Origin of the sequence: Phaeobacter porticola (genome assembly GCF_001888185.1) — a bacterium.
In the GTDB taxonomy this organism is placed as follows: domain Bacteria; phylum Pseudomonadota; class Alphaproteobacteria; order Rhodobacterales; family Rhodobacteraceae; genus Phaeobacter; species Phaeobacter porticola.
Genome location: NZ_CP016364.1, coordinates 400,748 through 422,431, shown reverse-complemented (window position 1 = coordinate 422,431; position 21,684 = coordinate 400,748). Strand labels below are relative to the sequence as shown.

General features: G+C 57.9%; 31 protein-coding genes. 2 read left to right on the top strand and 29 right to left on the bottom strand.

The genetic code is table 11. The annotated features are described in order from the left end of the window. The 15 genes from PhaeoP97_RS02080 to rplO form a co-directional block, all read right to left on the bottom strand. On the bottom strand, window positions 1-1,248 hold the full coding sequence (locus PhaeoP97_RS02080; RefSeq protein ID WP_072503667.1) for an amino acid ABC transporter permease: 1,248 nt from the start codon (window positions 1,246-1,248) through the stop codon (window positions 1-3). 143 nt (window positions 1,249-1,391) lie between these two features. Further along, window positions 1,392-2,408 (bottom strand): amino acid ABC transporter substrate-binding protein, encoded by a 1,017-nt coding sequence (locus PhaeoP97_RS02075; protein ID WP_014878929.1) that lies wholly within the window; start codon window positions 2,406-2,408, stop codon window positions 1,392-1,394. Between the two features lie 232 nt (window positions 2,409-2,640). Next, complete coding sequence (locus tag PhaeoP97_RS02070) at window positions 2,641-3,345, bottom strand: ATP12 family chaperone protein (RefSeq protein WP_072503666.1); 705 nt, start codon at window positions 3,343-3,345, stop codon at window positions 2,641-2,643. Window positions 3,346-3,349: 4 nt separating this feature from the next. Next, window positions 3,350-4,015, bottom strand: coding sequence for an HAD-IA family hydrolase (locus tag PhaeoP97_RS02065; RefSeq protein WP_072503665.1), 666 nt, complete (start codon window positions 4,013-4,015; stop codon window positions 3,350-3,352). Window positions 4,016-4,029: 14 nt separating this feature from the next. Continuing rightward, window positions 4,030-5,076, bottom strand: a complete 1,047-nt coding sequence (locus PhaeoP97_RS02060) for an RluA family pseudouridine synthase (RefSeq protein WP_072503664.1) — start codon at window positions 5,074-5,076, stop codon at window positions 4,030-4,032. Further along, window positions 5,073-5,453: a fluoride efflux transporter CrcB gene (gene crcB / locus PhaeoP97_RS02055; protein WP_072503663.1), complete on the bottom strand. Its 381-nt coding sequence runs from the start codon at window positions 5,451-5,453 to the stop codon at window positions 5,073-5,075. Before crcB ends, PhaeoP97_RS02060 begins: the two co-directional genes overlap by 4 nt. Window positions 5,454-5,590: 137 nt before the next feature. Then, window positions 5,591-6,913, bottom strand: coding sequence for a replication-associated recombination protein A (locus tag PhaeoP97_RS02050; protein WP_072503662.1), 1,323 nt, complete (start codon window positions 6,911-6,913; stop codon window positions 5,591-5,593). Window positions 6,914-6,915: 2 nt separating this feature from the next. After that, window positions 6,916-8,307 (bottom strand): trypsin-like peptidase domain-containing protein, encoded by a 1,392-nt coding sequence (locus PhaeoP97_RS02045; RefSeq protein ID WP_072503661.1) that lies wholly within the window; start codon window positions 8,305-8,307, stop codon window positions 6,916-6,918. Between the two features lie 203 nt (window positions 8,308-8,510). Then, window positions 8,511-8,933 carry a 50S ribosomal protein L17 gene (gene rplQ / locus PhaeoP97_RS02040; protein ID WP_072503660.1) on the bottom strand — a complete coding sequence of 141 codons (423 nt, stop codon included), beginning with the start codon at window positions 8,931-8,933 and terminating at the stop codon, window positions 8,511-8,513. 134 nt (window positions 8,934-9,067) lie between these two features. Then, the gene (locus PhaeoP97_RS02035) at window positions 9,068-10,084 is read right to left on the bottom strand and encodes a DNA-directed RNA polymerase subunit alpha (RefSeq protein WP_014875981.1); all 1,017 of its coding nucleotides are present in this window, start codon (window positions 10,082-10,084) and stop codon (window positions 9,068-9,070) included. Window positions 10,085-10,199: 115 nt separating this feature from the next. Beyond that, complete coding sequence (gene rpsK, locus PhaeoP97_RS02030; RefSeq protein WP_072503659.1) at window positions 10,200-10,589, bottom strand: 30S ribosomal protein S11; 390 nt, start codon at window positions 10,587-10,589, stop codon at window positions 10,200-10,202. A gap of 15 nt (window positions 10,590-10,604) precedes the next feature. Further along, the gene (gene rpsM, locus PhaeoP97_RS02025; RefSeq protein ID WP_072503658.1) at window positions 10,605-10,973 is read right to left on the bottom strand and encodes a 30S ribosomal protein S13; all 369 of its coding nucleotides are present in this window, start codon (window positions 10,971-10,973) and stop codon (window positions 10,605-10,607) included. A 323-nt stretch (window positions 10,974-11,296) separates the two neighbouring features. Beyond that, window positions 11,297-11,944, bottom strand: a complete 648-nt coding sequence (locus tag PhaeoP97_RS02020; RefSeq protein WP_072503657.1) for an adenylate kinase — start codon at window positions 11,942-11,944, stop codon at window positions 11,297-11,299. After that, window positions 11,941-13,305, bottom strand: a complete 1,365-nt coding sequence (gene secY / locus PhaeoP97_RS02015) for a preprotein translocase subunit SecY (RefSeq protein WP_072503656.1) — start codon at window positions 13,303-13,305, stop codon at window positions 11,941-11,943. Before secY ends, PhaeoP97_RS02020 begins: the two co-directional genes overlap by 4 nt. A 110-nt stretch (window positions 13,306-13,415) precedes the next feature. Further along, window positions 13,416-13,886 (bottom strand): 50S ribosomal protein L15, encoded by a 471-nt coding sequence (rplO, locus tag PhaeoP97_RS02010; RefSeq protein WP_072503655.1) that lies wholly within the window; start codon window positions 13,884-13,886, stop codon window positions 13,416-13,418. Window positions 13,887-14,085: 199 nt separating this feature from the next. Here rplO and PhaeoP97_RS02005 point away from each other — a divergent pair, with 199 nt between their 5' ends. Further along, entirely contained in the window at window positions 14,086-14,592 is a 507-nt protein-coding gene (locus PhaeoP97_RS02005; protein WP_072503654.1) for an SMI1/KNR4 family protein, read from the top strand. A gap of 479 nt (window positions 14,593-15,071) precedes the next feature. Here the strand turns inward: PhaeoP97_RS02005 and PhaeoP97_RS02000 are convergent, their stop codons facing one another. After that, window positions 15,072-15,287 (bottom strand): DUF1127 domain-containing protein, encoded by a 216-nt coding sequence (locus PhaeoP97_RS02000; RefSeq protein WP_072503653.1) that lies wholly within the window; start codon window positions 15,285-15,287, stop codon window positions 15,072-15,074. A 508-nt stretch (window positions 15,288-15,795) separates the two neighbouring features. Between PhaeoP97_RS02000 and PhaeoP97_RS01995 the strand changes: the two genes are divergently transcribed. Continuing rightward, window positions 15,796-16,014, top strand: a complete 219-nt coding sequence (locus tag PhaeoP97_RS01995) for a hypothetical protein (protein WP_072506255.1) — start codon at window positions 15,796-15,798, stop codon at window positions 16,012-16,014. 487 nt (window positions 16,015-16,501) lie between these two features. Here PhaeoP97_RS01995 and rpmD read toward each other — a convergent pair whose 3' ends face one another. The 13 genes from rpmD to PhaeoP97_RS01930 form a co-directional block, all read right to left on the bottom strand. After that, window positions 16,502-16,690, bottom strand: a complete 189-nt coding sequence (rpmD, locus tag PhaeoP97_RS01990; protein WP_054463225.1) for a 50S ribosomal protein L30 — start codon at window positions 16,688-16,690, stop codon at window positions 16,502-16,504. A 12-nt stretch (window positions 16,691-16,702) separates the two neighbouring features. Beyond that, complete coding sequence (gene rpsE / locus PhaeoP97_RS01985) at window positions 16,703-17,272, bottom strand: 30S ribosomal protein S5 (RefSeq protein ID WP_072503652.1); 570 nt, start codon at window positions 17,270-17,272, stop codon at window positions 16,703-16,705. 129 nt (window positions 17,273-17,401) lie between these two features. Beyond that, window positions 17,402-17,761 carry a 50S ribosomal protein L18 gene (gene rplR, locus PhaeoP97_RS01980; RefSeq protein ID WP_072503651.1) on the bottom strand — a complete coding sequence of 120 codons (360 nt, stop codon included), beginning with the start codon at window positions 17,759-17,761 and terminating at the stop codon, window positions 17,402-17,404. 11 nt (window positions 17,762-17,772) lie between these two features. Beyond that, window positions 17,773-18,306, bottom strand: coding sequence for a 50S ribosomal protein L6 (rplF, locus tag PhaeoP97_RS01975; RefSeq protein WP_072503650.1), 534 nt, complete (start codon window positions 18,304-18,306; stop codon window positions 17,773-17,775). A 12-nt stretch (window positions 18,307-18,318) separates the two neighbouring features. Continuing rightward, window positions 18,319-18,711: a 30S ribosomal protein S8 gene (gene rpsH / locus PhaeoP97_RS01970; protein ID WP_072503649.1), complete on the bottom strand. Its 393-nt coding sequence runs from the start codon at window positions 18,709-18,711 to the stop codon at window positions 18,319-18,321. A gap of 13 nt (window positions 18,712-18,724) precedes the next feature. Continuing rightward, window positions 18,725-19,030: a 30S ribosomal protein S14 gene (gene rpsN, locus PhaeoP97_RS01965; protein ID WP_072503648.1), complete on the bottom strand. Its 306-nt coding sequence runs from the start codon at window positions 19,028-19,030 to the stop codon at window positions 18,725-18,727. An 18-nt stretch (window positions 19,031-19,048) separates the two neighbouring features. Then, window positions 19,049-19,612 carry a 50S ribosomal protein L5 gene (gene rplE, locus PhaeoP97_RS01960; RefSeq protein WP_072503647.1) on the bottom strand — a complete coding sequence of 188 codons (564 nt, stop codon included), beginning with the start codon at window positions 19,610-19,612 and terminating at the stop codon, window positions 19,049-19,051. After that, window positions 19,605-19,916 carry a 50S ribosomal protein L24 gene (gene rplX / locus PhaeoP97_RS01955; RefSeq protein ID WP_072503646.1) on the bottom strand — a complete coding sequence of 104 codons (312 nt, stop codon included), beginning with the start codon at window positions 19,914-19,916 and terminating at the stop codon, window positions 19,605-19,607. Before rplX ends, rplE begins: the two co-directional genes overlap by 8 nt. A 2-nt stretch (window positions 19,917-19,918) precedes the next feature. Continuing rightward, window positions 19,919-20,287, bottom strand: coding sequence for a 50S ribosomal protein L14 (gene rplN / locus PhaeoP97_RS01950; protein ID WP_008207529.1), 369 nt, complete (start codon window positions 20,285-20,287; stop codon window positions 19,919-19,921). Window positions 20,288-20,387: 100 nt separating this feature from the next. Further along, window positions 20,388-20,618 (bottom strand): 30S ribosomal protein S17, encoded by a 231-nt coding sequence (rpsQ, locus tag PhaeoP97_RS01945; RefSeq protein WP_024088546.1) that lies wholly within the window; start codon window positions 20,616-20,618, stop codon window positions 20,388-20,390. Window positions 20,619-20,630: 12 nt separating this feature from the next. Continuing rightward, window positions 20,631-20,831, bottom strand: coding sequence for a 50S ribosomal protein L29 (rpmC, locus tag PhaeoP97_RS01940; protein WP_072503645.1), 201 nt, complete (start codon window positions 20,829-20,831; stop codon window positions 20,631-20,633). Window positions 20,832-21,045: 214 nt separating this feature from the next. Continuing rightward, window positions 21,046-21,411, bottom strand: coding sequence for a hypothetical protein (locus tag PhaeoP97_RS01935; RefSeq protein WP_072503644.1), 366 nt, complete (start codon window positions 21,409-21,411; stop codon window positions 21,046-21,048). Further along, window positions 21,411-21,683: a DUF6552 family protein gene (locus PhaeoP97_RS01930; protein ID WP_072503643.1), complete on the bottom strand. Its 273-nt coding sequence runs from the start codon at window positions 21,681-21,683 to the stop codon at window positions 21,411-21,413. Before PhaeoP97_RS01930 ends, PhaeoP97_RS01935 begins: the two co-directional genes overlap by 1 nt. Window position 21,684 lies beyond the last annotated feature (1 nt).

Here is a 21,684-nt window from a genome sequence, read left to right as displayed (position 1 = left end):
TCAGCGCTCCTTCAGCTTCACGGCTTCGTTGTACCAGTTCATCACCGCTGAGATACTCAGACTGATGGCGAGATAGACCAGCATCAACATCAGAACGCATTCCAGCTCACGCCCGGTCTGGTTCATCGTGATACCGCCAAGGGTGCCGGTGATATCCATATATCCCACGGCAATCGCCAACGACGAGTTTTTGGTCAGGTTCAGATAGTTTGAAATTAGCGGTGGAATGATCACCCGCAGGGCTTGCGGCAGGACCACCAGATTCATGGTCTTGTTTGGACGCAGACCCAATGCGGCGGCCGCTTCGGTCTGGCCTTTGGAGATCGCCAGAATACCCGCCCGCACGATTTCTGCGATAAACGCGGCTGTGTACAGGGACAACGCCAGCCACAAAGCAAGCAACGAGTTGCGTAGATGGGTGCCGCCCTTGAAATTGAAGCCCTTCAGCTCGGCGTAGCCAAGATGGAACCCCAGCGCCAGCAGCAGTGCTGCAATCGGCAGGATCAGCACAGCCGCGCGGGTGTGCCAGGTTCTTGGGCGGTCGCCGGTGGCCTCTTGAATGCTGTCGGCCCGCTGGCGGATCTTCATCGCGGCAAAGATGCTCAGTCCCAGCACAATCAGAATCGCAATCAGATCGATGGAGACATCAAAGCGCAGACTGGAATTGCCAAACAGGTGAATGTCCCCAAGTGAGCGCGAAAACAGCGGCTCGGGCAGATAGGTGCCGCGATTGGTAACAACGACGGCACCTGTGTCCAAGCCTTTGTAGACCTTGGGATGCGGCGTCGATTCGGTGACAATGGCAAAGATCAGAACGATCCACAGCAGCACCGGCACATTGCGGAACATCTCGACGTAGACCGTCATGATGCGGGCAACCAGCCAGTTCGACGACAGGCGGAGCACGCCAACGACAACGCCGATGATGGTGGCAGCAATGCAACCGAGGACCGCAATCACCAGCGTGTTCAGCAGGCCAAGAAAGGCCGCGCGCATGTGGCTGTCCTGGTTGGAATAATCCAGCAGGCGCTGGTTGATGTCGTAGCCTGCGGTTTCGCCAAGGAAACCAAAAGCAACGGGCTTGCCCAGCGTGTTGAGGTTGATGATGGCATTGTTGATCAGCCAAGCGGCCAAGAGCATGAACCCGAACATTGCAACGACCTGGATGGTCGCCGAACGGTACCGGGTATCATAAAGGAGCATCGACAGTCGGAACTGCTCCTTTGGTGGGTCCGTGAGAGTTGACATGTATTAGTGATCCCCGTGGCTTATAGGTCAACTGATCGGCGGGGTTGGTTCCCTGCTCGCGTCAGACCTCAAGCGTTTTTGTTAGGATAGGTCGGTAGGAAAAAAGGGCGCAGGTTGGTCCTGCGCCCTTTCCTCAGTCGTTCTTAGCGGAAGGGCGGTGCGTAGAGCAGGCCGCCTTCGGTCCACTGTGCGTTCAGACCGCGTGCCAGACCAATCGGAGTGTCTTCGCCGATGTTCTTCGCAAAGACTTCGCCGTAGTTGCCGCCAGCGCCGATGGCGTTTTTCGCCCAGTCAGCCGACAGACCCAGCATCTCGCCCAGGGTACCTTCGGTGCCCAGCAGACGGTTGATTTCCGGATTCTCGGTACCAGCAGCCATTTCGCCGATGTTGGCGGAGGTCACGCCCAGCTCTTCAGCTGCAACCAGTGCGTTCAGGCTCCAGCGCACAACGTCGCCCCACTCGTGGTCGCCGTGACGAACCAGCGGGCCCAGCGGCTCTTTGGAGATGATTTCAGGCAGCAGAACATGCGCCGAAGGATCATCGAAGGTCGCGCGGGTTGCCGCCAGACCGGAGGCGTCGGTGGTGTAGACGTCACAGGCCCCAGCCAGGTACTGCTGCTGTGCTTCAGCGTTGGTTTCGATCGGAACCGGCTCATAGCTGATGTTGTTGGAGCGGAAGAAATCCGCCAGGTTCAGCTCGGTTGTGGTCCCGGTCTGGATGCAGACGGTCGCGCCGTCCAGTTCCTTCGCGGAGGACACGCCCAGTTCCTTGGGAACCATGAAGCCCTGACCGTCGTAGTAGTTCACACCGACGAATTCGAACTTCAGGTCAACGTCGCGGCTGAAGGTCCAGGTGGTGTTGCGCGCCAGCATGTCGATCTCGCCAGAGGCCAGAGCGGTGAAGCGGGTTTTGCCAGTGGTCGGCACGAATTCAACGGCGGTCGAGTCGCCCAGTACAGCCGCAGCAACCGCGCGGCAGACGGCAACGTCAAAACCTTCCCATTCGCCATTGGCATTGGGCGCTGCAAAGCCGACCAGACCAGTGGTCACACCGCAGTTCAGCTTACCACGCGCCTTGACGTCGTCCAGCGTCCCCGCAGCGGCGGCACCGGCGGCCAGACCAGCAATAGTCAGCGCACCCAAAATTACCTTATTCTTCATGTTTACCTCTTCCTGATTGTCCGCCTATTTGGCGGCTCTTTTTGCCCGGCACCAGCCATGCCGGAGATAGGTGTTGAAACAGGATTTTCCCCATTTCGCGACCAAGTGTGGTCGCATTCATCAACAAACGTCAAGTGCGGGATCAGGAATTTCGATGGCCGTATAGAGAACATTTTCGTGGCCGCGAACGAATTTTGCGGCAACGTCGCGTTTTGGGTAATTAATTGCGCTATCAGGAAAAATCGTAGAACCGCTTAGCGTGCAAAAACGCACGGCGCTTCAGGTCAGCGGTGGCCTGTGCTTCTTCGTCCTGCCCCCACTGCTGTTCCTGCCACAGCTCGTCCAGACGCGAAATATCCCAGATTTCCGACGCCTCACGCCAACCCTTTGTGGCGGCAAACCCCAGGATCAGGGATCCCGACATCGCCACCAGATCGTGAAAGGCGGCCAACTGAAACGGTGTCATTTCATGGACTAAGCCACGTAAATGGTCCAAAGCCGCCGGATCTTGTGGCGTATGCAGGACGCCGCTACGGGGTTCAAGCCGGACACCAAGTGCGTCGGCTGCCCAGTCGAGTGCCGGATCCCAGATCTCGGATTGACGCAACACCAATTCGGTCGGCATCTCGGCGCGATAGCACAAAAGGTCAGAATCGCCATAATCGGCCAACATATCGGCCACCGCAGCGTGCTGATGTGTCACCTTGTCAATTGCGGCGTTCGCAGACCGGGTCACGGGCATCATGTTAGGGTTAACTGATTCGGTTTGCGCATCCCATTCGACGGCAATTGCCTCGGCCATTGGGCGGCTGGGAACCGCGAGCACCGCTTTTGCCGGTGTTTTCACGCGGCGCCCATCCAGCTCCACCGCAAAACCGTTCTCCGTCTCGGCCACCGAGACAGCTTTCCAGAATCGTTTCTGTTTCCACTCGCTCATATCGTCAGTCTTTCCAGATGTGCTGCAACAGCGGTGCCAGATCGGCAAAGCTGTCGATAATGTGATCCGCACCCAGCTGGTCAGCGGGATGAAATCCCCAGTCCACAGCGATGGTATGCACCCCCGCCGCATGCCCCATATCAATGTCAAAGCTGGTGTCGCCAATCATCACAGTATTCGCAGGTGTCACGCCCGTGTCAGCCATCGCCCGCTGCACCATCGAAGGATGCGGCTTTGACGGGTGGTGATCGGCACATTGCCGGGTCACGAAACACCGCAGCTGATGCGTCTCGATCAGCGCATCCAGCCCGCGCTGTGATTTGCCGGTGGCCACACCCAGCAGATATTCAGGCACCGCGTTCAGCTCCGCCAGCACCTCTGCCGCCCCGGGGTAGAGCGGCGAATGCCCGGCGCCCTTGGTAACGCGCGCCCGGTAATACGCATCCTTGTATAGCTCGACCACTGTGTCCCGCGACTCCGGATGCAAATCAGGGGCCAACTGTGCGACAGCCTCCGGCAATGAAAGGCCAACTATCGAAAGAATATCCCGTTTCGCGGGCTTTCTTTCATACACCTCGAAAGCTTCCTGCATGCACTGAACAATGTCACTCTCGCTGTCCGCCAGCGTGCCATCCACATCAAAAAGGATCAGACGCAGATCACCGCTCATCGTCATGGACCTCGCTATTGCAGGCTCTCAAACGGATCTTCTGCCGCCAGATCTTCGGACCAGCCAAAGGTCTCCCAGCTGTCCTTCATGTGGTCGGGCAGCGGCGCTGTGATCGACAGCTGTTTGCGGGTCACCGGATGTTCAAACGCCATGCGGCGGCAATGCAGGTGCAGCTTCTTGGAGATGATCCCGCCCAGCTGTGCGCCCCAGCCATCGCCAAGGTTTTCCTGGCTGGATCCACCATATTTGCCGTCACCCGCAATCGGATGGCCGATCTCGGCCATATGCGCGCGCAGTTGATGCGTGCGGCCGGTGATCGGTTCCATTGCAACCCAGGACGCGCGGCTGGCGACACGGAACAGCGTGGCATATTGGGTATGGGACCGCTTGGCACCGGGGGTCGAATCCACCTCATTGGTGTGAATGGCAATCATCTTCTCACCCTCACCCGATTTGCCGTGGCCCGGGGCTTTGACCAAGCCACATTTGATCTCGCCCAGATAGGGCGTTGGGACACCCGCCACCAGCGCCCAATAGATTTTGCGGGTGGCGCGATGCCGGAAGGCCGCGGTCAGCGACTGTGCCGCCAGCCGGGTGCGCGCCAGAACCAGCACGCCGGATGTATCCTTGTCCAGCCGGTGCACCAGACGCGGTTTTTCGTCGGCATCAAACTGCAACGCAGCGCTCAGCCCGTCGACATGTTTGGTGGTGCCGCTGCCGCCCTGCACCGCCAGACCTGCGGGTTTGTTCAGCACAATCACTGCGTCATCTTTATAGATGACACAGTTGCGGATCATCTTGGCGTCGGCCTCAGAAATCCGATACGTCGGCGCCGCTGCCGGTTTTAGATCGCTGGCCCCCAATGGTGGCACGCGCACGGTCTGCCCTGCCTCAACGCGAGAACTCGCTTTGACCCGGCCACCATCCAGGCGCAGCTCACCCTTGCGGCACATCTTTTCAATGCGGCCCTGGTTCACATGTGGGAACAGGCGGCGCAGCCACCGGTCGATGCGCTGGCCTGCGTCGTCTTCACTGACGGTGATCATCTGTACGCCGCTCATGCGAACACTCCTCTGGCGGCCCATAGGCCGAAAAATAGCCCGCCGACCGACAGGCCGACAGACAAAAGAACATAAAGCGCCGCCTGCCCCAGCGTGCCGCGCTCAATCAGATTAGCCGTCTCAAGCGAGAAAGCCGAAAACGTGGTGAAACCGCCCAGAAGGCCGGTCATCACAAAAGGGCTGAGATGTGTCAGACCCTTATGGGCGGCGGCAGCCACAAAGGCACCCATGACGAACGACCCGATCACATTGATCATCAGGATCGCCAGAGGGAAATCCCCCACCCCAAAGAGCCGCACAACACCCAGCCCGGTCAGATAGCGGCAGGCAGCACCGATCGCGCCGCCCAAGGCCACATATAAAACCGAAAAAACCATCAACGGTCTGTCGCCGGCTGGCGCTTGGATGTCAAGTTTTGCGCAAGCATGGCAGCATTGCAGCCCCGGAGCAGGCCCTGTCACCTTTCCGAAAATACTCGCGCCGCAGGCACCGGCTTTGCCCGTGCAAAGTCGGATCAACTGTTCCGCTTGGCGCGCAGGTTGGCGAAATACTCGGTCCGGCGCTTCAACTCACGCTCGAACCCGCGCTCCACCGGCTGATACAGCTCCGGACGCGGGACGTCATCAGGGAAGTAATTCTGCCCAGAAAACCCATCTGCTGCATTGTGATCGTAATCATACCCCTCGCCGTAGCCCTGCGACTTCATCAACTTGGTCGGCGCATTCAGGATATGCTTCGGCGGTGGCGCACTACCGGTCTGTTTCGCCAACCGCCGCGCCGCCTTATAAGCCATGTAGCCGGCGTTGGTCTTCGGCGCGAGGGCGAGGTATATTACCGCCTGCGCCAGCGCCAGCTCGCCCTCCGGGCTGCCGAGACGCTCATAGGTTTCCCAGGCCTGAATGCAGATGCCCTGCGCCTGCGGATCAGCCAGCGCGATATCCTCGACCGCCATCCGGGTCAGGCGGCGGGCCAGGTATCTGGGATCCTCGCCGCCCTCCAGCATTCGGGCGAACCAGTAGAGGGCGGCATCCGGGTCCGATCCCCGCACCGATTTATGCAGGGCGGAAATCAGATTGTAATGCTCATCGCCGGATTTGTCGTATTTGGCAGCCCGCCGCATCAAACGAGTCGCCAGTGCCTCGCGGCCCAGCGGTGTCTCCACCTTCCACGCGGCGATCTGTTCGATCAGGTTCAGCAGCGCACGCCCGTCGCCATCCGCCATCCCCTGCACAGCATCGCGGGCGTCAGGCGTCAGCGGCAGGGCGCGGTCCAGTTCCTGCTCGGCGCGTTGGGTCAATCGCTCCAGATCGGCCAGACTAAGGCGTTCCAGAACCAGCACCTGCGCCCGGCTCAGCACAGCGGCGTTCAGTTCAAACGACGGGTTCTCAGTCGTGGCCCCGACCAGCAGGATTGTCCCATCTTCCATATATGGCAGGAACCCGTCCTGCTGGGCCTTGTTGAAACGGTGGATCTCGTCGACGAACAACAGCGTGCCCTGCCCGTTCTGACGGCGAATCTTGGCAGCCTCAAACACTTTTTTCAGGTCCGGAACGCCGGTAAAGATGGCTGAGATCTGCACAAAATGCAGATCGGTTTCGCAGGCCAGAAGCCGCGCGATGGTGGTTTTGCCCACACCGGGCGGCCCCCAGAAGATCAGCGACGACAAAGACCCAGATGCCAACATCACTCCCAAGGGTGCCTCTTCCCCCAGCACCTGCGCCTGACCGATGACCTCAGCCAATGTCTTGGGCCGCAGACGATCCGCCAACGGGCGGTTCACCTCTGACCGGGGATCCGGCTGCGGCGTTACATCACCATTGTCAAAAAGGTCCGCCATGATCAGAGCCGGTAGCGCAGGGATACGCGCTGGCCTTGCCGGTTGAGATCGACCTTCATCCAACGCCCGGCATTGGCCAGCACCTCAGAGACATCCGCAGGCATTCTGATCTGCTGATTGTTGATACCCAGAATGATATCGCCCGCGCGCAGACCAACACGACCGCCATAGGCACCAGGATCGGTGATCACCACGCCATCTGCCGACATCGGCAGCTGGAAGCGCAGGATCGACAGCGGATTGATCCGCGCCACCGTGAGACCAGGCAGCGGGCTGCCGTCCTCCAGGCTCAGCGGGTTAGCGGGCGGTTCATCCGGTGCCAGCATCATCTCTACGGTCAGCACGTCGCGTGTACCAGTGCGCAGTCGGGTGACCTCTGCCGTGTCGCCAAGCCCGGTGACCGACATGCGGAACACCATCTCCGACGGAGAGTTCACAGCCTCTCCCGCCACATCCAGAATGACATCTCCCACCTCAAATCCGGCCTTGGTAAAGGGGCTGGAGGGGTGAAGTTCAGAGATCACCATCCCCTCCGGCAGGTCCATCCCCAGCGACGCGGCAAGATCCGCATCAACCGGTTGCCCCATCATGCCAGCCCAAGGGCGCTGGAATTCCTCGGCCCCGTCATGGGCCTGCCGCATGAAGGCCCGCACCAGATTGGCCGGGATGGCAAAACCAATCCCGTTAGATCCGCCTGAACGGGTCACGATACGTGTATTGATCCCAATGAGATCGCCGTTCACATCAATCAGCGCGCCACCGGAGTTGCCGGGATTGATTGGCGCGTCGGTCTGGATGAAATAGCCAATCCCCTCACCCGTGGCGGCACCGCTGCGGGCAAGACCAGAGACGATCCCGCTGCTGACAGTTTGTCCAACACCAAAGGGATTGCCGATGGCCAAGGCCAATTCGCCCACCTCGACCCCGTCGCTGTCACGCAACTCAAGAAAGGGGAGGTCCTCTGCCTCTTCCAATTGCAGAATGGCAAGGTCGCTGGCCCGGTCCGCCAGCACCACCTGAGCGGCATATTCCCGTCGGTCCGTGGTCACCACGCGGATATCCGTCGCCATGCCAACCACGTGGTAATTTGACACCACGATGCCGCCCGCCGACAGGATTACGCCAGAGCCAAGCGAGTTCTGCACATGGCGCTGAGGCTTCGACAGGCCGCGAAAGAAATCATCAAAGAACGGGTCGTTCATGAAGGGCGTGCGACGCTGCTCCTGCACGATCTTGGCATAGATGTTCACCACGGCCGGTGCCGCTTGTTTCACCAAAGGCGCAAACCCCAGCGAGATTTCGGCCTGCGACGTCGGCACGCGGGTTTCTGCGATGGCGGGGCTGCTGTGAGTGGCCAGCAATAGGCCAACTGCGGTCAGGATTGCGCGGAACATGACACCTCCGATGTTCTTGTGATCAAGATATGCGGACCACTGCGACCTTTTACAAGATAGGGTTTTCAGGGGAAAAATAACCTGTCACGCCCCCGAACCGCAAACCCATCGCGCGGTTCCAGTGCACGGGCGAGGCGTCGACAACGAAAAACCCCCGCCCTGTTGCCAGAGCGGGGGTCAGGTCCGGTCGAAACCGAGATCTCTTATTCGTCAGCGGCAGCTTCTACTTCGACGAGGCGAGCCTTGTCGGCAGCACCTTTTGCATCGCGATCACGATCAACGAATTCGATGATTGCCATCGGTGCCATGTCGCCATAGCGGAAGCCGGCTTTCAGGATACGGACATAGCCGCCCTGACGGTCTTTGTAACGCGGGCCCAGAATCTCGAACAGTTTCGCGACGTCCTTGTCCTGCTTCAGCTTGGACGCGGCCTGACGGCGGGCGTGCAGGTCGCCGCGCTTTGCCAGAGTGATCATCTTTTCGATGATCGGGCGCAGTTCTTTTGCTTTGGGCAGGGTTGTCTTGATCTGTTCGTGCTCGATCAGCGAGCCGGCCATGTTGGAAAACAGGGCTTTACGGTGCTCATGAGTACGGTTCAGGCGGCGGTAACCACGTGCGTGACGCATTTTGATATTCCTTTGATCTGCGTTTTTGCTTTGTCAGGCTACTGATGCGTGTCAGCGGCTCACCTTGGGGCATATGCCCGATTGTCCCCGGCCAAACCCGGGCATTACGGGCGGCCCGTGAGCCGCCCAATCTTTTAGAAGCTGTCTTCGAATTTCTTAGCCAGATCTTCGATGTTGTCCGGTGGCCAGTCCTCAACATCCATGCCGAGGTGCAGACCCATACCCGACAGCACTTCTTTGATCTCGTTCAGGGACTTGCGGCCGAAGTTCGGCGTGCGCAGCATTTCTGCTTCGGTCTTCTGGATGAGATCGCCGATGTAGACGATGTTGTCGTTTTTCAGGCAGTTTGCAGACCGCACGGACAGTTCCAGCTCGTCCACTTTCTTCAGCAGAAGCGGGTTGAACTCGAGGCCATCATCATCGTCCTGACGGTTGGCCGATTCCGGCTCGTCGAAGTTGACGAAGATCGACAGCTGATCCTGCACGATACGGGCCGCATAGGCGACCGCGTCATCAGGCGTGATGGAGCCGTCTGTTTCGATTTTCATGGTCAGCTTGTCATAGTCCAGAACCTGACCTTCGCGAGTCGGCTGAACGTCATAAGAGACCTTCTTGACCGGCGAATAGATAGCGTCGATCGGGATCAGACCGATGGGCGCATCTTCGGGCTTGTTCTTGTCGGCAGAAACATAGCCCTTGCCGGTGTTGACGGTCAGTTCCATGAACAGATCCGCACCATCGTCGAGGTGGCAGATCACGTGCTCACGGTTCAGCACTTCGATGCCAGCGGATTCGGAGATGTCACCGGCGGTAACAACTGCGGGGCCTTTGGCATTGATCGAAAGCCGCTTTGGACCCTCGACTTCCATGCGCAGCGACACACCTTTGAGGTTCAGGATGATGTCGGTGACATCTTCGCGAACGCCGGCGACGCTGGAGAATTCATGCAGGACGTTGTCGATCTGCACGGAGGTGATGGCGGCACCTTGCAGCGAGCTCATCAGAACGCGGCGCAGCGCGTTGCCCAGCGTCAGACCAAAGCCGCGCTCAAGCGGTTCAGCCACAACTGTGGCCTGGCGTGCGGGATCATTGCCCGGCTTCACGTCAAGCTGTGTCGGCTTGATCAGTTCAGCCCAATTCTTGTGGATCATGCGGTCCCTCCATTCCTGTCTATACCTCATGTCCGAAGGTACAGACGCCCGAGGTTTCAAATGGCGTACTGGGGCCCTGCAAAAATCGCAAAGCCCCAGCAAAAATTAGTATCGCTTAGACGCGACGGCGCTTCGGCGGACGGCAGCCGTTGTGGGCCATCGGGGTCACATCACGGATCGAGGTGATATTGAAGCCCACTGCGGCCAGGGCGCGCAGTGCGGATTCACGGCCAGAACCGGGACCCTGAACTTCGACTTCGATGGTTTTAACGCCGTGTTCCTGCGCTTTTTTGCCTGCATCTTCAGCAGCCATCTGAGCAGCATAAGGAGTCGATTTACGCGACCCTTTGAAGCCCATGGTGCCTGCGGAGGACCAGGAAATCGCGTTGCCTTGCACGTCCGAGATCAGGATCTTGGTGTTGTTGAACGAGGAGTTCACATGTGCAACGCCGGAGGCGATGTTCTTGCGCTCTTTGCGCTTGGTACGAGTCTTATCGCGTGCCATTGATCAAACCCTCCCTTATTTCTTCTTACCAGCAATGGCCTTAGCAGGGCCTTTGCGAGTACGAGCGTTGGTGTGGGTACGCTGACCGCGAACGGGCAGATTACGACGATGACGCAGACCGCGGTAGCAACCCAGGTCCATCAAACGCTTGATGTTCATCTGAGTTTCACGACGCAGGTCGCCTTCAACAGTGAAGTTGGCGTCGATGTGCTCACGCACGGCCAGAACTTCAGCGTCGGACAGCTCGTTTACACGACGGGTAGCGTCGATGCCTACGGCTTCGCAGATGGCTTCAGCAGAGGTTGTGCCAATGCCAGTGATATAGGTGAGGGCGATGGGTACCCGCTTTGCAGTGGGGATGTTTACGCCGGCAATACGTGCCACGTGTCACTTTCCTTTTCGTTGCGGTTCCGTAGCGCCGGAACCTTTTTTCACAACGCTTGACCTTGGCAGTGTCGCCCATGGGTCCAGCATTTCGAGGTGTTCAGGCGGCAAAAAATACGCACACCCGGGATGATTCCCATAAGGGATGGGGTTCCCTATGTGGAAATTGCACTATGGTCAACCCGACAGGAAGACTGGGGCCGAAGTTTCCCGCAAGGTCAACCTCTGCCCTCTCCATTTGCAGTGATTTTCACCACATGCGGACAGAAAACGCCCCATGCCAGGGCACGGGGCGTTTGGATATTTGCAGATTTGGGGCCAGCTTAGTCGCCCATGATCCAACCGAGATTCTTGCGAACCTCTTCGATGGAGGCGAGACCGTCGAGACGCTGCAGACTACCCTTAGCGTAGTAGTAGCCAATGAGCGGCGAGGTCTTTTTGTAATATTCCATCAGACGGGTGCGGAGGCTTTCCTCGTTGTCGTCCGGGCGGCGCTTCTGGGTGGTACCATCGCAGTTGGCGCACTTGCCATCCGCAGGCCAGGGCTTGGTCTCGTCGTGATAGACCTCACCGCAGTCACCACAGGTAGAGCGACCGGTGATCCGAGCGACCAGCGCGGAATCATCCACCTGCATCTCGATCACCGCGTCCAGCTTCTGCCCTGTCTCACGCAGCAGCTCCGCCAGCGCATCGGCCTGCGCCAGGGTGCGCGGGAAACCGTCGAAGATGAAACCGCCCTCAGCCCCTTCTTCGATCTTTTCGCGGATGAGACCAATGACAATGCGGTCGGTGACCAGTTCGCCACGGGCGATCACCTCGGCAACGCGTTTGCCCATCTCGCTACCAGAGGCCTGCGCATCGCGCAGCATGTCCCCGGTGCTCAATTGAACCATATTGCGTGATTCAACCAGATAACGTGCTTGTGTTCCTTTGCCCGCGCCGGGCGGGCCCAGAAGAATAATATTGCTCATCGGCGTGCAGGTCCCCGTCGTGTCCGTTTCTTATTGCGACCGCGCAACTGGCTCTTTTCAATGAGACCTTCGTATTGATGCGCAAGCAGGTGGCTTTGTGCCTGTTGAATGGTGTCCATCACAACAGACACCACAATCAACACGGACGTACCGCCAAAGTAAACCGGGATTGCCAGCTGACCGCGCAGGATTTCCGGCAACAGACAGACAGCCGCCAGATAGGCAGAGCCCAGCACCAACACGCGGTTCACGACATATTCCAGGTATTCAGCGGTTTTCTTGCCGGGACGAATGCCAGGAACAAAGCCATTCTGATTTTTCAGATTGGTCGCAACTTCATCGGGTTTAAAGGACACGTTGAAGGTGTAGAAATAGGCAAAGAACACGATCATACCGACAAAGAACAGCAGGTAGAGCGGCTGACCGGGTCCAAAATTGGCCAGCAGCCAGGACATGATCGGCCCGCTTGTGCTGCCCGCAGAGAACGTCGAGATGGTTACCGGCAACAGCAGCAGCGATGAGGCAAAGATCGCCGGAATCACGCCAGCCGGGTTGACCTTGACGGGCAAATGGCTGGAGCCACCGTCATAGACCTTCATGCCGACCTGGCGGCGCGGGTATTGGATATGGATCTTGCGCAGGGCGCGCTCCATGAACACCACGAACATGATGATGGCGATCATCATCAGGATCACTGCAATAATCACCGCGGGGCTGATCGCACCAGAGCGGCCGGAAGCCAGGAACTGGGCAATCGCGGCAGGCACTTCGGCAATAATGCCGACGAAGATGATCAGCGAGATACCGTTACCAATGCCGCGCTGGGTGATCTGTTCGCCCAGCCACATCAGGAACATGGTGCCCCCCACCAGGGTAATCATGCAGGCGAGGCGGAAGTACATGCCCGGATCCGTCGCCAGATCCCCCGATTCGAGCGAGACCGCCAGACCATAAGCCTGCGCTGTCGCCAGAAGCACGGTGCCGTAGCGGGTGTATTGGTTGATCTTCTTGCGGCCCTGCTCGCCCTCTTTTTTGAGCTGTTCGAGAGCCGGGACCATCGAGGTCAGCAGCTGCACAATGATCGACGCCGAGATATAGGGCATGATGCCAAGTGCAAAGATGCCCATACGGCCAAGCGCGCCGCCGGTGAACATGGACACCATGCCCCCGATGCCCTGCCCTGCCGAGGTCATGAACTGGCGCAGAGCATCCGCATCGATCCCCGGAACGGGAATATATGTGCCCAGGCGGTAGACAATCAAAAGCCCGAGCGTAAATAGGATGCGGTTGCGCAGATCCGTGGCTTTGCCAAGAGCGGCCCAGCTGGTGTTCGCCGCCATTTGTTCTGCTGCTGATACCATAAAAAAGGTCTCTTCTTGCGAAAACGCCGCCCAGGGCCGTTTTCCGGCTCGGGCGGCGTTAATGGAAAACTGAAGACTATGTAAGCGGCATCGACGCCGCTCACAAGCTGTTACTCAGCTGCGGCCGTGTTTGCCACGGTCAGAGCGCCACCGGTCTTTGCGACTGCGTCAACGGCGGCCTTGGAGGCACCGGTCACAGTGATCGTGGCCTTGGCGGTGAATTCACCCTTTGCCAGAACGCGGATACCGTCCAGCTTGCGGCGTACCAGACCCGAAGAGATCAGGGTATCTTCGGTGATGGAACCGGCTTCCAGCTTGCCATCGTCGATGAATTTCTGGATCAGGCCCAGGTTCACAACTGCGTATGCCTTGCGGTTCGGCTTGTTGAAGCCGCGCTTAGGCAGACGTTGGTAGAGGGGCATCTGGCCACCTTCGTAACCATTGATCGAAACACCCGAACGGGATTTCTGACCTTTGATACCACGGCCACCCATTTTACCTTTGCCGGAACCCGGACCACGGGCAACGCGCATACGCTTTTTGGTGGCGCCTGGATTGTCGCGCAGTTCATTGAGTTTCATATCGCTTCTCCTTTGCCGGAAGTGCCCCCGAAGCGGATTAGGGCAGACACGGCGTTTTTTGGTTTTCTGATTCTGTGGCCCGCAGGACCACCGGGGGCGTATAGACCCGATGGAGCAGGGGATCAAGGGTGGCGCGGAATGCTGTTGACCTTTCGCAGATTCATAGAGAGGATTTCTGTTATTTGACTGAGACCGACACATGAGCAACTTAAAGAAATTTCACGAGACTTGGAGCCACCCTGATTCTCATCCAACGAGCATTAATAAAGGCGACCTGGAGGCTCTCGAAGACAATTTAGGCGTTGCATTGCCTGCAAGCTACCAATCCCAATTGCTGGAAGTCGGATTGCCTTCATCGACTATAAAACTCTGGGAATGGCTGAGTGAAAAAGATGACCGGCATTTCAGATGGCTCAATCGGTTCCCGCTTTTAACCCTGATCCTTCCGGAGCCCGCGCCTCACTTGGCAGACTTCCACCATCCCTCTGACGCGCAAAAGGCACTGGCGTGGCGTGAAGCCGGTATGCCGGAAGGCCTTCTACCTTTTGCGTATGACAGCTCCGGGAGCCAAATTTGCTTCGACATGGAGGCTTTGCGCGGCGGATCCCGTCGGGAGTCTCCGGTTATGTTTTGGGATTGTTACTCCTTGCACACGATAAAGCTCTCTAAAAGCTTCGACGCGTTTCTCAAGCTATACTTACCCTGAATCCGAATGCACCTCCAGCCCGCCAAGGCTTCTGCCCTGTCGTTTGCTGCTATCGCAGGTCTGTTGCGGTGTCCGTTGCGTCTGTGGCCGACCGATAAAGGGTGGCGGCGCCGCCGGGGTGTTTGGGACGGGATCTCTCCCGTGCGTGGATAATATTATCGTGCTCCCCGGCTGCCACGCCGGGGCCCTGGTCATCGGTGCCGGGGGTGTCAGGCCCGACGAGTGATCGCGATCCTGAGCAGAATGCCACTGGCGCATGAACGGATCATGGAGCGGGCGGGCGCTGGGGTCGCAACGGCGAGCTACTGGCCAACACCGGGCCTCTTATTGGCACCGCCACCTCAGAAACCAAAAACGCCCCCGCAAAGCGGAGGCGTGTCCAGTCCGGCCCCTGAGGGAGGAGAAAGAGCCGGTCCGAAGCTTGGCGCCATGGCTAACTTGGGTTGGACCCAAAACACCATTTGCGCAAAAGACGGGGCTTAGTGACCGTAGGCCTGCGCATGGGCGATCTGCGCGATGTCGCAGCGGCGGATACCAATGTCCGCCAGATCACGATTGGAGAGGCTGTCCAGCTCTGCATAGGTGCGCTTGTATTCGGCGCGACGGTCCCAGCTGTCTTTGACCTCTTCTGCAAAACCGCGCAGGCGGGCGAAGAGGTTGAAACCGGTGTGAGTTGTGTTGATGACATGTGCCATAGTGTTAGTCCTTGTATCTGACCGGACGAATTTCCGGTTGTTCTTGATGTGTCTGTTTCAGTGACAAGGGAGAGATAGGTCTAAATGTTTGCGCAAACAACTGACAGGTCGGTCTGCCCGCTATGCACCCCAAGCATGGGAGATGACTCAGATCTTAACGCGCGCCGGGCTGCCATGGCTGCGCAGTGTCTGGCGATGGACACCGACACTCGGGGCAAACGCTGCCGCTAGCCGACCCTAACCGAAAAGCACAGGAAGACCCGCATTTAGGGCATCTGATCGGGCGTTTGCTGCCCTTTTGGCGACTGTTATGAGGGCTGTTGCACCAGGCACCCCCGGAAAACATGTCAAAATCAGCTATCAAACCGCGCCAACGGCGATCCGGGCTGCCCAACGGATGCAGGGGCTAGCCTCTGGAACCTCAGACTATCCTTTCGTGTCGTTGATGCAATTTGAGACAAATGGCAAATTGAGAACAACGAAAACATCAGCATCAAGGAACACAGACATGGCACTCTTCAGCACACTCATCGGGGCAACCGCAACCGTCACCGCAGTTGCAAGCGGCTACATCGGCTTCTCCACCACCGTCGTGGCCGTTCTCGTTCTTTACCCCATGGTTGCCGAAGTGGCGACACGCCTGATCCAGTCCGCAATTGAGCGCCGCGACGCTGACGAGACTTCGGCCGACCTTCCTTACTATGACGCCCGCACCTACTTTGGCTGATCTATGACGATCACCAACGACCTAGGGCCTATACCCTGACAGCAAACTAAACCAAGCCCAACGATTTCACTGGCATAATGCGTCCGCTTAGACTGAGACCCATCACAGACCCCGGCTTTCATTGCTGATGTTGACAGCAGGAGGTTGAGATGGGGACGGTTCATCGCCCTTACGCGCAGAAATCGACGGCATCTGTACCGGCCTTTCGACACGTTTCCACATTTGCCCTGCGACAGCTCTCCCTGCCGCATCGCCAGCTGGCGGGACCACCCCCAGATAGAACCAGCCCCCGATGCTTCTGGACAAGCTGCCACCACAATACGGCTCAATCAACAGCGCCCATTTGCAGGCATCTCCCTCAAATCTGAGCCGTTCTATACTGCGCACCACGCCTAAGGATCACCCAGGCAACATATTGAAGCGCAGATGAAAAAAGCGCCCCGAACGGATCGGGGCGCTTTTTTGTTTTCGTTCACTCGAAAGAGGCTTAGTCGCGCTCTTCGATGATCTCCACCATGTGGGAGATCTTGCGAACCATGCCGCGTACGGAAGGGGTATCTTCCAGCTCGCGGGTTTTATGCATCTTGTTCAGACCCAGACCGATCAGCGTGGCACGCTGGTCTGCGGGGCGGCGGATCGGGGAACCGATCTGCTTCACAACGATGGTTTTAGCCATGAGTTCGTCTCCTTACGCTTCAGCAGCTTCGGCAACCGGTGCATCATCCCGCTTAGGGAGAATGTCGGCGACCTTTTTGCCACGACGCTGAGCAACCGAACGGGGCGACTGCTCTTTTTTCAGACCGTCCATAGTGGCGCGGATCATGTTGTAGGGGTTCTGCGAACCGATCGACTTCGAAACAACGTCTTTGACGCCGAGCATTTCGAAGACAGCACGCATCGGACCACCTGCGATGATACCGGTACCTTCAGGTGCGGTACGCATGACAACTTTGCCTGCGCCGTGACGGCCGTGCATGTCGTGATGCAGGGTGCGACCTTCTTTCAGCTGCACGCGGATCATCTGACGCTTGGCCTGCTCGGTGGCTTTACGAATGGCCTCGGGGACCTCTTTCGCTTTACCTTTACCAAAGCCGACACGGCCTTTCTGATCACCAACAACCACAAGAGCGGCGAAGCCAAAGCGCTTACCACCTTTTACGGTTTTCGACACCCGGTTGATCGCGACCAGACGGTCAGCAAATTCCGGTGTTTCTTCTTCGCGGCGACCACGGCCCCGGCGATTTTCACGTTCTGCCATGAGGCAATCCTTTTCAAAGTGGCGCACTGTAGTAGCACACGCGCCTATTCTTCCAATCCTGGTGACCCTGAATACACATCCAGGGTCCCGGATCATCGGGGCGGCCCCGAAAGGCCGCCCGCATGAGATTTAGATCTTCAGGCCGCCTTCACGCGCAGCGTCGGCCAGAGCCTTCACCTTGCCGTGAAACAGGAAGCCGCCACGATCGAAATAGGCCTCGGAGACGCCAGCCGCCTTTGCGCGTTCGGCGATAACCGAACCCACTTTGGTGGCTGCTTCGACGTTGTTCTTGCCAACGTGACCCAGGTCTTTTTCCAGGGTCGATGCCGAAGCGAGGGTCACACCACGTACGTCGTCGATCAATTGAACAGAGATGTTCTTGTTCGAGCGGTGTACGGACAGGCGCGGACGGCCTGCGTTGACCTTGCGAAGCTTGTTCCGGACGCGCAGCCGGCGCTTCAGAAACAGGGTACGTTTCGTATTTGCCATTTTGCTGGTCCTTACTTCTTCTTGCCTTCCTTGCGGAAGATAAACTCGCCTTTGTAGCGAATACCCTTGCCTTTGTAGGGCTCAGGACGACGCCAGTCGCGGATTTTGGCCGCAACTTCGCCGACGAGTTGTTGATCATTACCTTCGACAACGATTTCGGTCTGCTTAGGAGCGGTGATGGTGACACCTTCCGGAACAGTGAAATCAACATCGTGGCTGTAGCCCAGGTTCAGCTTCAGGACATTGCCCTGCATCTGAGCCCGGTAACCCACACCCTGGATCTCCAGCTCTTTTTTGAAGCCGGTGGTCACGCCTGCAACCAAGTTCGCGACCATTGTGCGGGACATGCCCCACTGCTGGCGCGCGCGCTTGGATTTGCCGCGGGGATCCACGTTGACGACATTGTCGTCAACAGTCAGAGTGACGTCGTCGGTCGCGGTGAAGCTACGGGCGCCCTTGGGGCCTTTGACTTCGATGGTCTGGCCGGACACAGAAGCAGTTACGCCGCTGGGAAGTTCGACCGGTTTTTTACCAATACGGGACATCGTGGGGCCTCCTTAGAAGACGGTGCAGAGCACTTCGCCGCCGACGTTGGCTGCGCGTGCGTTTGCGTCCGACATCACACCCTGGGGGGTGGAGACAATCGACACACCCAGGCCCTGACGGACCGACGGGATGTCATTGACGCCCATGTAAACGCGACGACCGGGTTTGGATACCCGCTTCAGTTCACGGATAACAGGTTCGCCGTCGAAGTATTTCAGGCTGATTTCCAGAGCCGGATGGCCCTTTGCATCAGTCCCGGACTCATAGCCCCGGATGTAACCCTCTTGCTTCAGCACATCCAGAACCCAGGCCCGCAGCTTGGAAGCCGGGGTCAGGACGGTGGATTTGCCACGCATTTGCGAGTTACGAATACGGGTGAGCATATCGCCGATAGGATCGTTCATATCAGTCTCTCCCTTACCAGCTCGATTTCACCATGCCGGGGATCTGGCCATTCGAGCCCAGTTCCCGCAGCGCGATCCGGCTGATCTTCAGCTTACGATAGTAAGCGTGAGGACGGCCGGTCAGCTGGCAGCGGTTGTGCAGACGAGTTGCCGACGAGTTACGCGGCAGTTTCGCAAGTTCGAGGCGCGCTTTGAAACGCTCTTCCATCGGCTTGCTTTCATCAGCTGCGATTTCTTTCAGCTCGGCACGCTTTGCGGCGTATTTTGCCACCAGGCGTTCGCGCTTCTTCTCGCGTTCGATCATGCTTTTCTTAGCCATGTCTCTTCCTTCCCGCGCTTAGCTGTTGAAGGGCATGTTGAAAGCTTTCAACAGCGCCTTTGCTTCCGCGTCGGTTTCCGCGGTGGTGGCAATCACGATGTCCATACCCCAAGGTTCGTCGATCTTATCGAAGTCGATCTCAGGGAAGACCATGTGCTCTTTCAGACCCATGGCATAGTTGCCACGGCCGTCAAAAGACGTGCCCGGAACGCCGCGGAAGTCGCGGATACGGGGCATCGCGATGGTGGTCAGACGGTCGAGGAATTCGTACATCCGTTCGCCGCGCAGAGTCACTTTTGCGCCCATCGGCATGCCTTCGCGAACGCGGAAGCCAGCAATGGAGTTCTTTGCCACGGTTGTCAGTGCTTTCTGGCCCGCGATGAGGGTCAGGTCAGCCTGAGCAGACTTGGCTTTCTTGCTGTCTTTCACGGCGGCACGGCCACAGCCGATGTTCAAAACGATTTTCTCCAGCTTGGGGATCATCATTTCGTTCTTGTAGCCGAACTCTTCTTTCAGGGCGCCACGGATGGTGTCCTTGTAAAGAGCTTTCAGACGCGGGGTATAGGTTGCGGAATCAAGCATCAATCACGTCCCCCGTGGTTTTAGCGAAGCGCACTTTCTTGTCGCCTTCCATGCGGAAGCCAACACGTGTTGCTTTGCCATTTGCGTCCAGCAGGGCCAGGTTCGACAGCTGGATCGGCAGGGCTTTGGGCAGACGGCCACCTTGGTCAGACTGGGTCTGACGGGTGTGGCGGATTGCCGTGTTCACACCATCAACGATGGCTTTGCCAGCTTTGGGATCAATGGAGGTAACGGTACCTTCTTTGCCCTTGTCTTTGCCAGCAAGCACGATGACCTTGTCGCCTTTGCGGAGTTTAGCAGCCATAGTTACAGCACCTCCGGAGCAAGCGAGATGATCTTCATGAAGTTTTTCGCACGAAGTTCACGAACAACCGGGCCGAAGATACGTGTACCTACAGGCTCGTTGTTGTTGTTCAGGATGACGGCGGCATTACGATCAAAACGGATCGCAGTACCATCGGCACGACGGACTTCTTTGGCGGTACGTACGACGACGGCCTTGCGGACGTCCCCTTTTTTTACGCGACCGCGCGGGATGGCTTCCTTGACCGAGACGACAATGATGTCGCCCACGGATGCGTACTTACGCTTGGAACCACCCAGAACCTTGATGCACTGAACTCGGCGAGCGCCAGAGTTGTCAGCAACATCCAGGTTTGTTTGCATCTGGATCATGTGGTTTCTCCCGACCTTTGGGGCGCCGATGCGTGGCGTACTCCCCCAGGGTTTCGACTAACTGTTAAGTCTAGTCGCCAGGAGTCTCGAGATGAGACTCTTAGGCTTCCAGAACTTCCCAGCGTTTCGTTTTCGATTTCGGCGCGCATTCGATGATGCGTACGGAATCGCCGACCTTGAAAGCGTTCTTTTCATCGTGAGCCCGGTACTTCTTGGACTTACGGATGGTTTTCTTAAGAACAGGGTGCGTGAAGCGGCGTTCAACCGAGACAGTTACAGTCTGGGCGTTTGCGTCGCTGGTCACAGTGCCTGTGAGAATACGTTTGGGCATCTGTCAGGCTCCTTATTCAGCTGCCGCAGCAGCTTTTTGGTTCAGAATGGTCTTCACACGGGCAGCATTGCGGCGGGCCGCTTTGATGCCGGAGGTGTTTTCCATCTGACCGGTTGCCTGCTGAAAGCGGAGGTTAAAGCTTTCTTTCTTCAGGGATGCGAGCATATCGCGGAGTTCATCCACGGTCTTGTCGCGCAGATCATTGGCGTTCATCGCCTTTGTTCCTTGTCCTTAGCACCAGAAGGCCCCTGAGATGGGTAACCTTGGGTCTGGTGGGTTATGTCATCCACGTCGCATGACGTGGCAAAAAGAATCACCAGCCCCAAATCCACGCAGGACAGGGGTCAGGCGATGGGTCCACTTACAGGAGGTGGGCGGTCGGAGCAAGGGAGAAGTTTGCGACACCGTTTGCACCCGGTCGCGGCGCTTAGCGCAATGCCCGTACCCGCGTTAAGATCGTATCAAATTGCCACCCGTTTTGCAGCCGCGCAAGCCACAGGCGTTTGCTTTTTCCGGAGATCATCAACGCGCGCCGCCTGACCTTAACACGCTGGATATCCTGAATGCAGATCTGATCGAGAATGCCTTGCTTTTCGACAATCAACACGCGCCGCGTGGTTATGATGTAGGTGACCGAGCGAAAGGCACGATGGATGAACAGCCAGATCACCAGCGCCACCGGCGCGCAGAGAACGATGACGATCATCTCGCTCAGCGTTGGCGCTATGCGGGCGTGAGTGGCGTGAACGAATTGTTCACCGGCAAGAAGATCGATTGCCGCGTGATCGTACATTATGCGTACCTAGTGTGATACACCTTGGGATGCATCCGCTGCCCCCCCTTAAACTGGGGCGCGTTAAGATGCCCGATCATCAGCGAGATGAACGCACCCACATGCACCACCATGATCGCCTTATCTTTCCACATCGCGCCAACAGCAAACCACAGGAAGATACCAGCGAAGAAAAAGTAGACGTTCCACGGCGTCATATTGAGACCGGTCATTCCATAGCCAACCAGCTGAATAGCGGTTGCAACCCATTTAACGATATCAACGGTTTTCACG

Coding starts and splice junctions, on each gene's coding strand:
- rpsN (WP_072503648.1), bottom strand. CDS start 19,030: ATGGCTAAGAAAAGCATGATCGAACGCGAGAAGAAGCGCGAACGCCTG.
- rpsE (WP_072503652.1), bottom strand. CDS start 17,272: ATGGCAGAACGTGAAAATCGCCGGGGCCGTGGTCGCCGCGAAGAAGAA.
- PhaeoP97_RS01995 (WP_072506255.1), top strand. CDS start 15,796: ATGGCACTCTTCAGCACACTCATCGGGGCAACCGCAACCGTCACCGCA.
- PhaeoP97_RS02045 (WP_072503661.1), bottom strand. CDS start 8,307: ATGTTCCGCGCAATCCTGACCGCAGTTGGCCTATTGCTGGCCACTCAC.
- PhaeoP97_RS02020 (WP_072503657.1), bottom strand. CDS start 11,944: ATGAGCAATATTATTCTTCTGGGCCCGCCCGGCGCGGGCAAAGGAACA.
- rpsQ (WP_024088546.1), bottom strand. CDS start 20,618: ATGCCCAAACGTATTCTCACAGGCACTGTGACCAGCGACGCAAACGCC.
- PhaeoP97_RS02000 (WP_072503653.1), bottom strand. CDS start 15,287: ATGGCACATGTCATCAACACAACTCACACCGGTTTCAACCTCTTCGCC.
- rplF (WP_072503650.1), bottom strand. CDS start 18,306: ATGTCCCGTATTGGTAAAAAACCGGTCGAACTTCCCAGCGGCGTAACT.
- secY (WP_072503656.1), bottom strand. CDS start 13,305: ATGGTATCAGCAGCAGAACAAATGGCGGCGAACACCAGCTGGGCCGCT.
- rplX (WP_072503646.1), bottom strand. CDS start 19,916: ATGGCTGCTAAACTCCGCAAAGGCGACAAGGTCATCGTGCTTGCTGGC.
- PhaeoP97_RS02075 (WP_014878929.1), bottom strand. CDS start 2,408: ATGAAGAATAAGGTAATTTTGGGTGCGCTGACTATTGCTGGTCTGGCC.
- rplO (WP_072503655.1), bottom strand. CDS start 13,886: ATGAAACTCAATGAACTGCGCGACAATCCAGGCGCCACCAAAAAGCGT.
- PhaeoP97_RS02060 (WP_072503664.1), bottom strand. CDS start 5,076: ATGAGCGGCGTACAGATGATCACCGTCAGTGAAGACGACGCAGGCCAG.
- PhaeoP97_RS01935 (WP_072503644.1), bottom strand. CDS start 21,411: ATGTACGATCACGCGGCAATCGATCTTCTTGCCGGTGAACAATTCGTT.
- rplQ (WP_072503660.1), bottom strand. CDS start 8,933: ATGCGTCACGCACGTGGTTACCGCCGCCTGAACCGTACTCATGAGCAC.
- rpsH (WP_072503649.1), bottom strand. CDS start 18,711: ATGAACGATCCTATCGGCGATATGCTCACCCGTATTCGTAACTCGCAA.
- rpsK (WP_072503659.1), bottom strand. CDS start 10,589: ATGGCACGCGATAAGACTCGTACCAAGCGCAAAGAGCGCAAGAACATC.
- PhaeoP97_RS02070 (WP_072503666.1), bottom strand. CDS start 3,345: ATGAGCGAGTGGAAACAGAAACGATTCTGGAAAGCTGTCTCGGTGGCC.
- PhaeoP97_RS02005 (WP_072503654.1), top strand. CDS start 14,086: ATGAGCAACTTAAAGAAATTTCACGAGACTTGGAGCCACCCTGATTCT.
- rpmC (WP_072503645.1), bottom strand. CDS start 20,831: ATGAACGCCAATGATCTGCGCGACAAGACCGTGGATGAACTCCGCGAT.
- PhaeoP97_RS02065 (WP_072503665.1), bottom strand. CDS start 4,015: ATGAGCGGTGATCTGCGTCTGATCCTTTTTGATGTGGATGGCACGCTG.
- rplR (WP_072503651.1), bottom strand. CDS start 17,761: ATGGCAAATACGAAACGTACCCTGTTTCTGAAGCGCCGGCTGCGCGTC.
- rpmD (WP_054463225.1), bottom strand. CDS start 16,690: ATGGCTAAAACCATCGTTGTGAAGCAGATCGGTTCCCCGATCCGCCGC.
- crcB (WP_072503663.1), bottom strand. CDS start 5,453: ATGGTTTTTTCGGTTTTATATGTGGCCTTGGGCGGCGCGATCGGTGCT.
- PhaeoP97_RS02050 (WP_072503662.1), bottom strand. CDS start 6,913: ATGGCGGACCTTTTTGACAATGGTGATGTAACGCCGCAGCCGGATCCC.
- rplE (WP_072503647.1), bottom strand. CDS start 19,612: ATGCTTGATTCCGCAACCTATACCCCGCGTCTGAAAGCTCTTTACAAG.
- rplN (WP_008207529.1), bottom strand. CDS start 20,287: ATGATCCAGATGCAAACAAACCTGGATGTTGCTGACAACTCTGGCGCT.
- PhaeoP97_RS02080 (WP_072503667.1), bottom strand. CDS start 1,248: ATGTCAACTCTCACGGACCCACCAAAGGAGCAGTTCCGACTGTCGATG.
- PhaeoP97_RS02035 (WP_014875981.1), bottom strand. CDS start 10,084: ATGATCCACAAGAATTGGGCTGAACTGATCAAGCCGACACAGCTTGAC.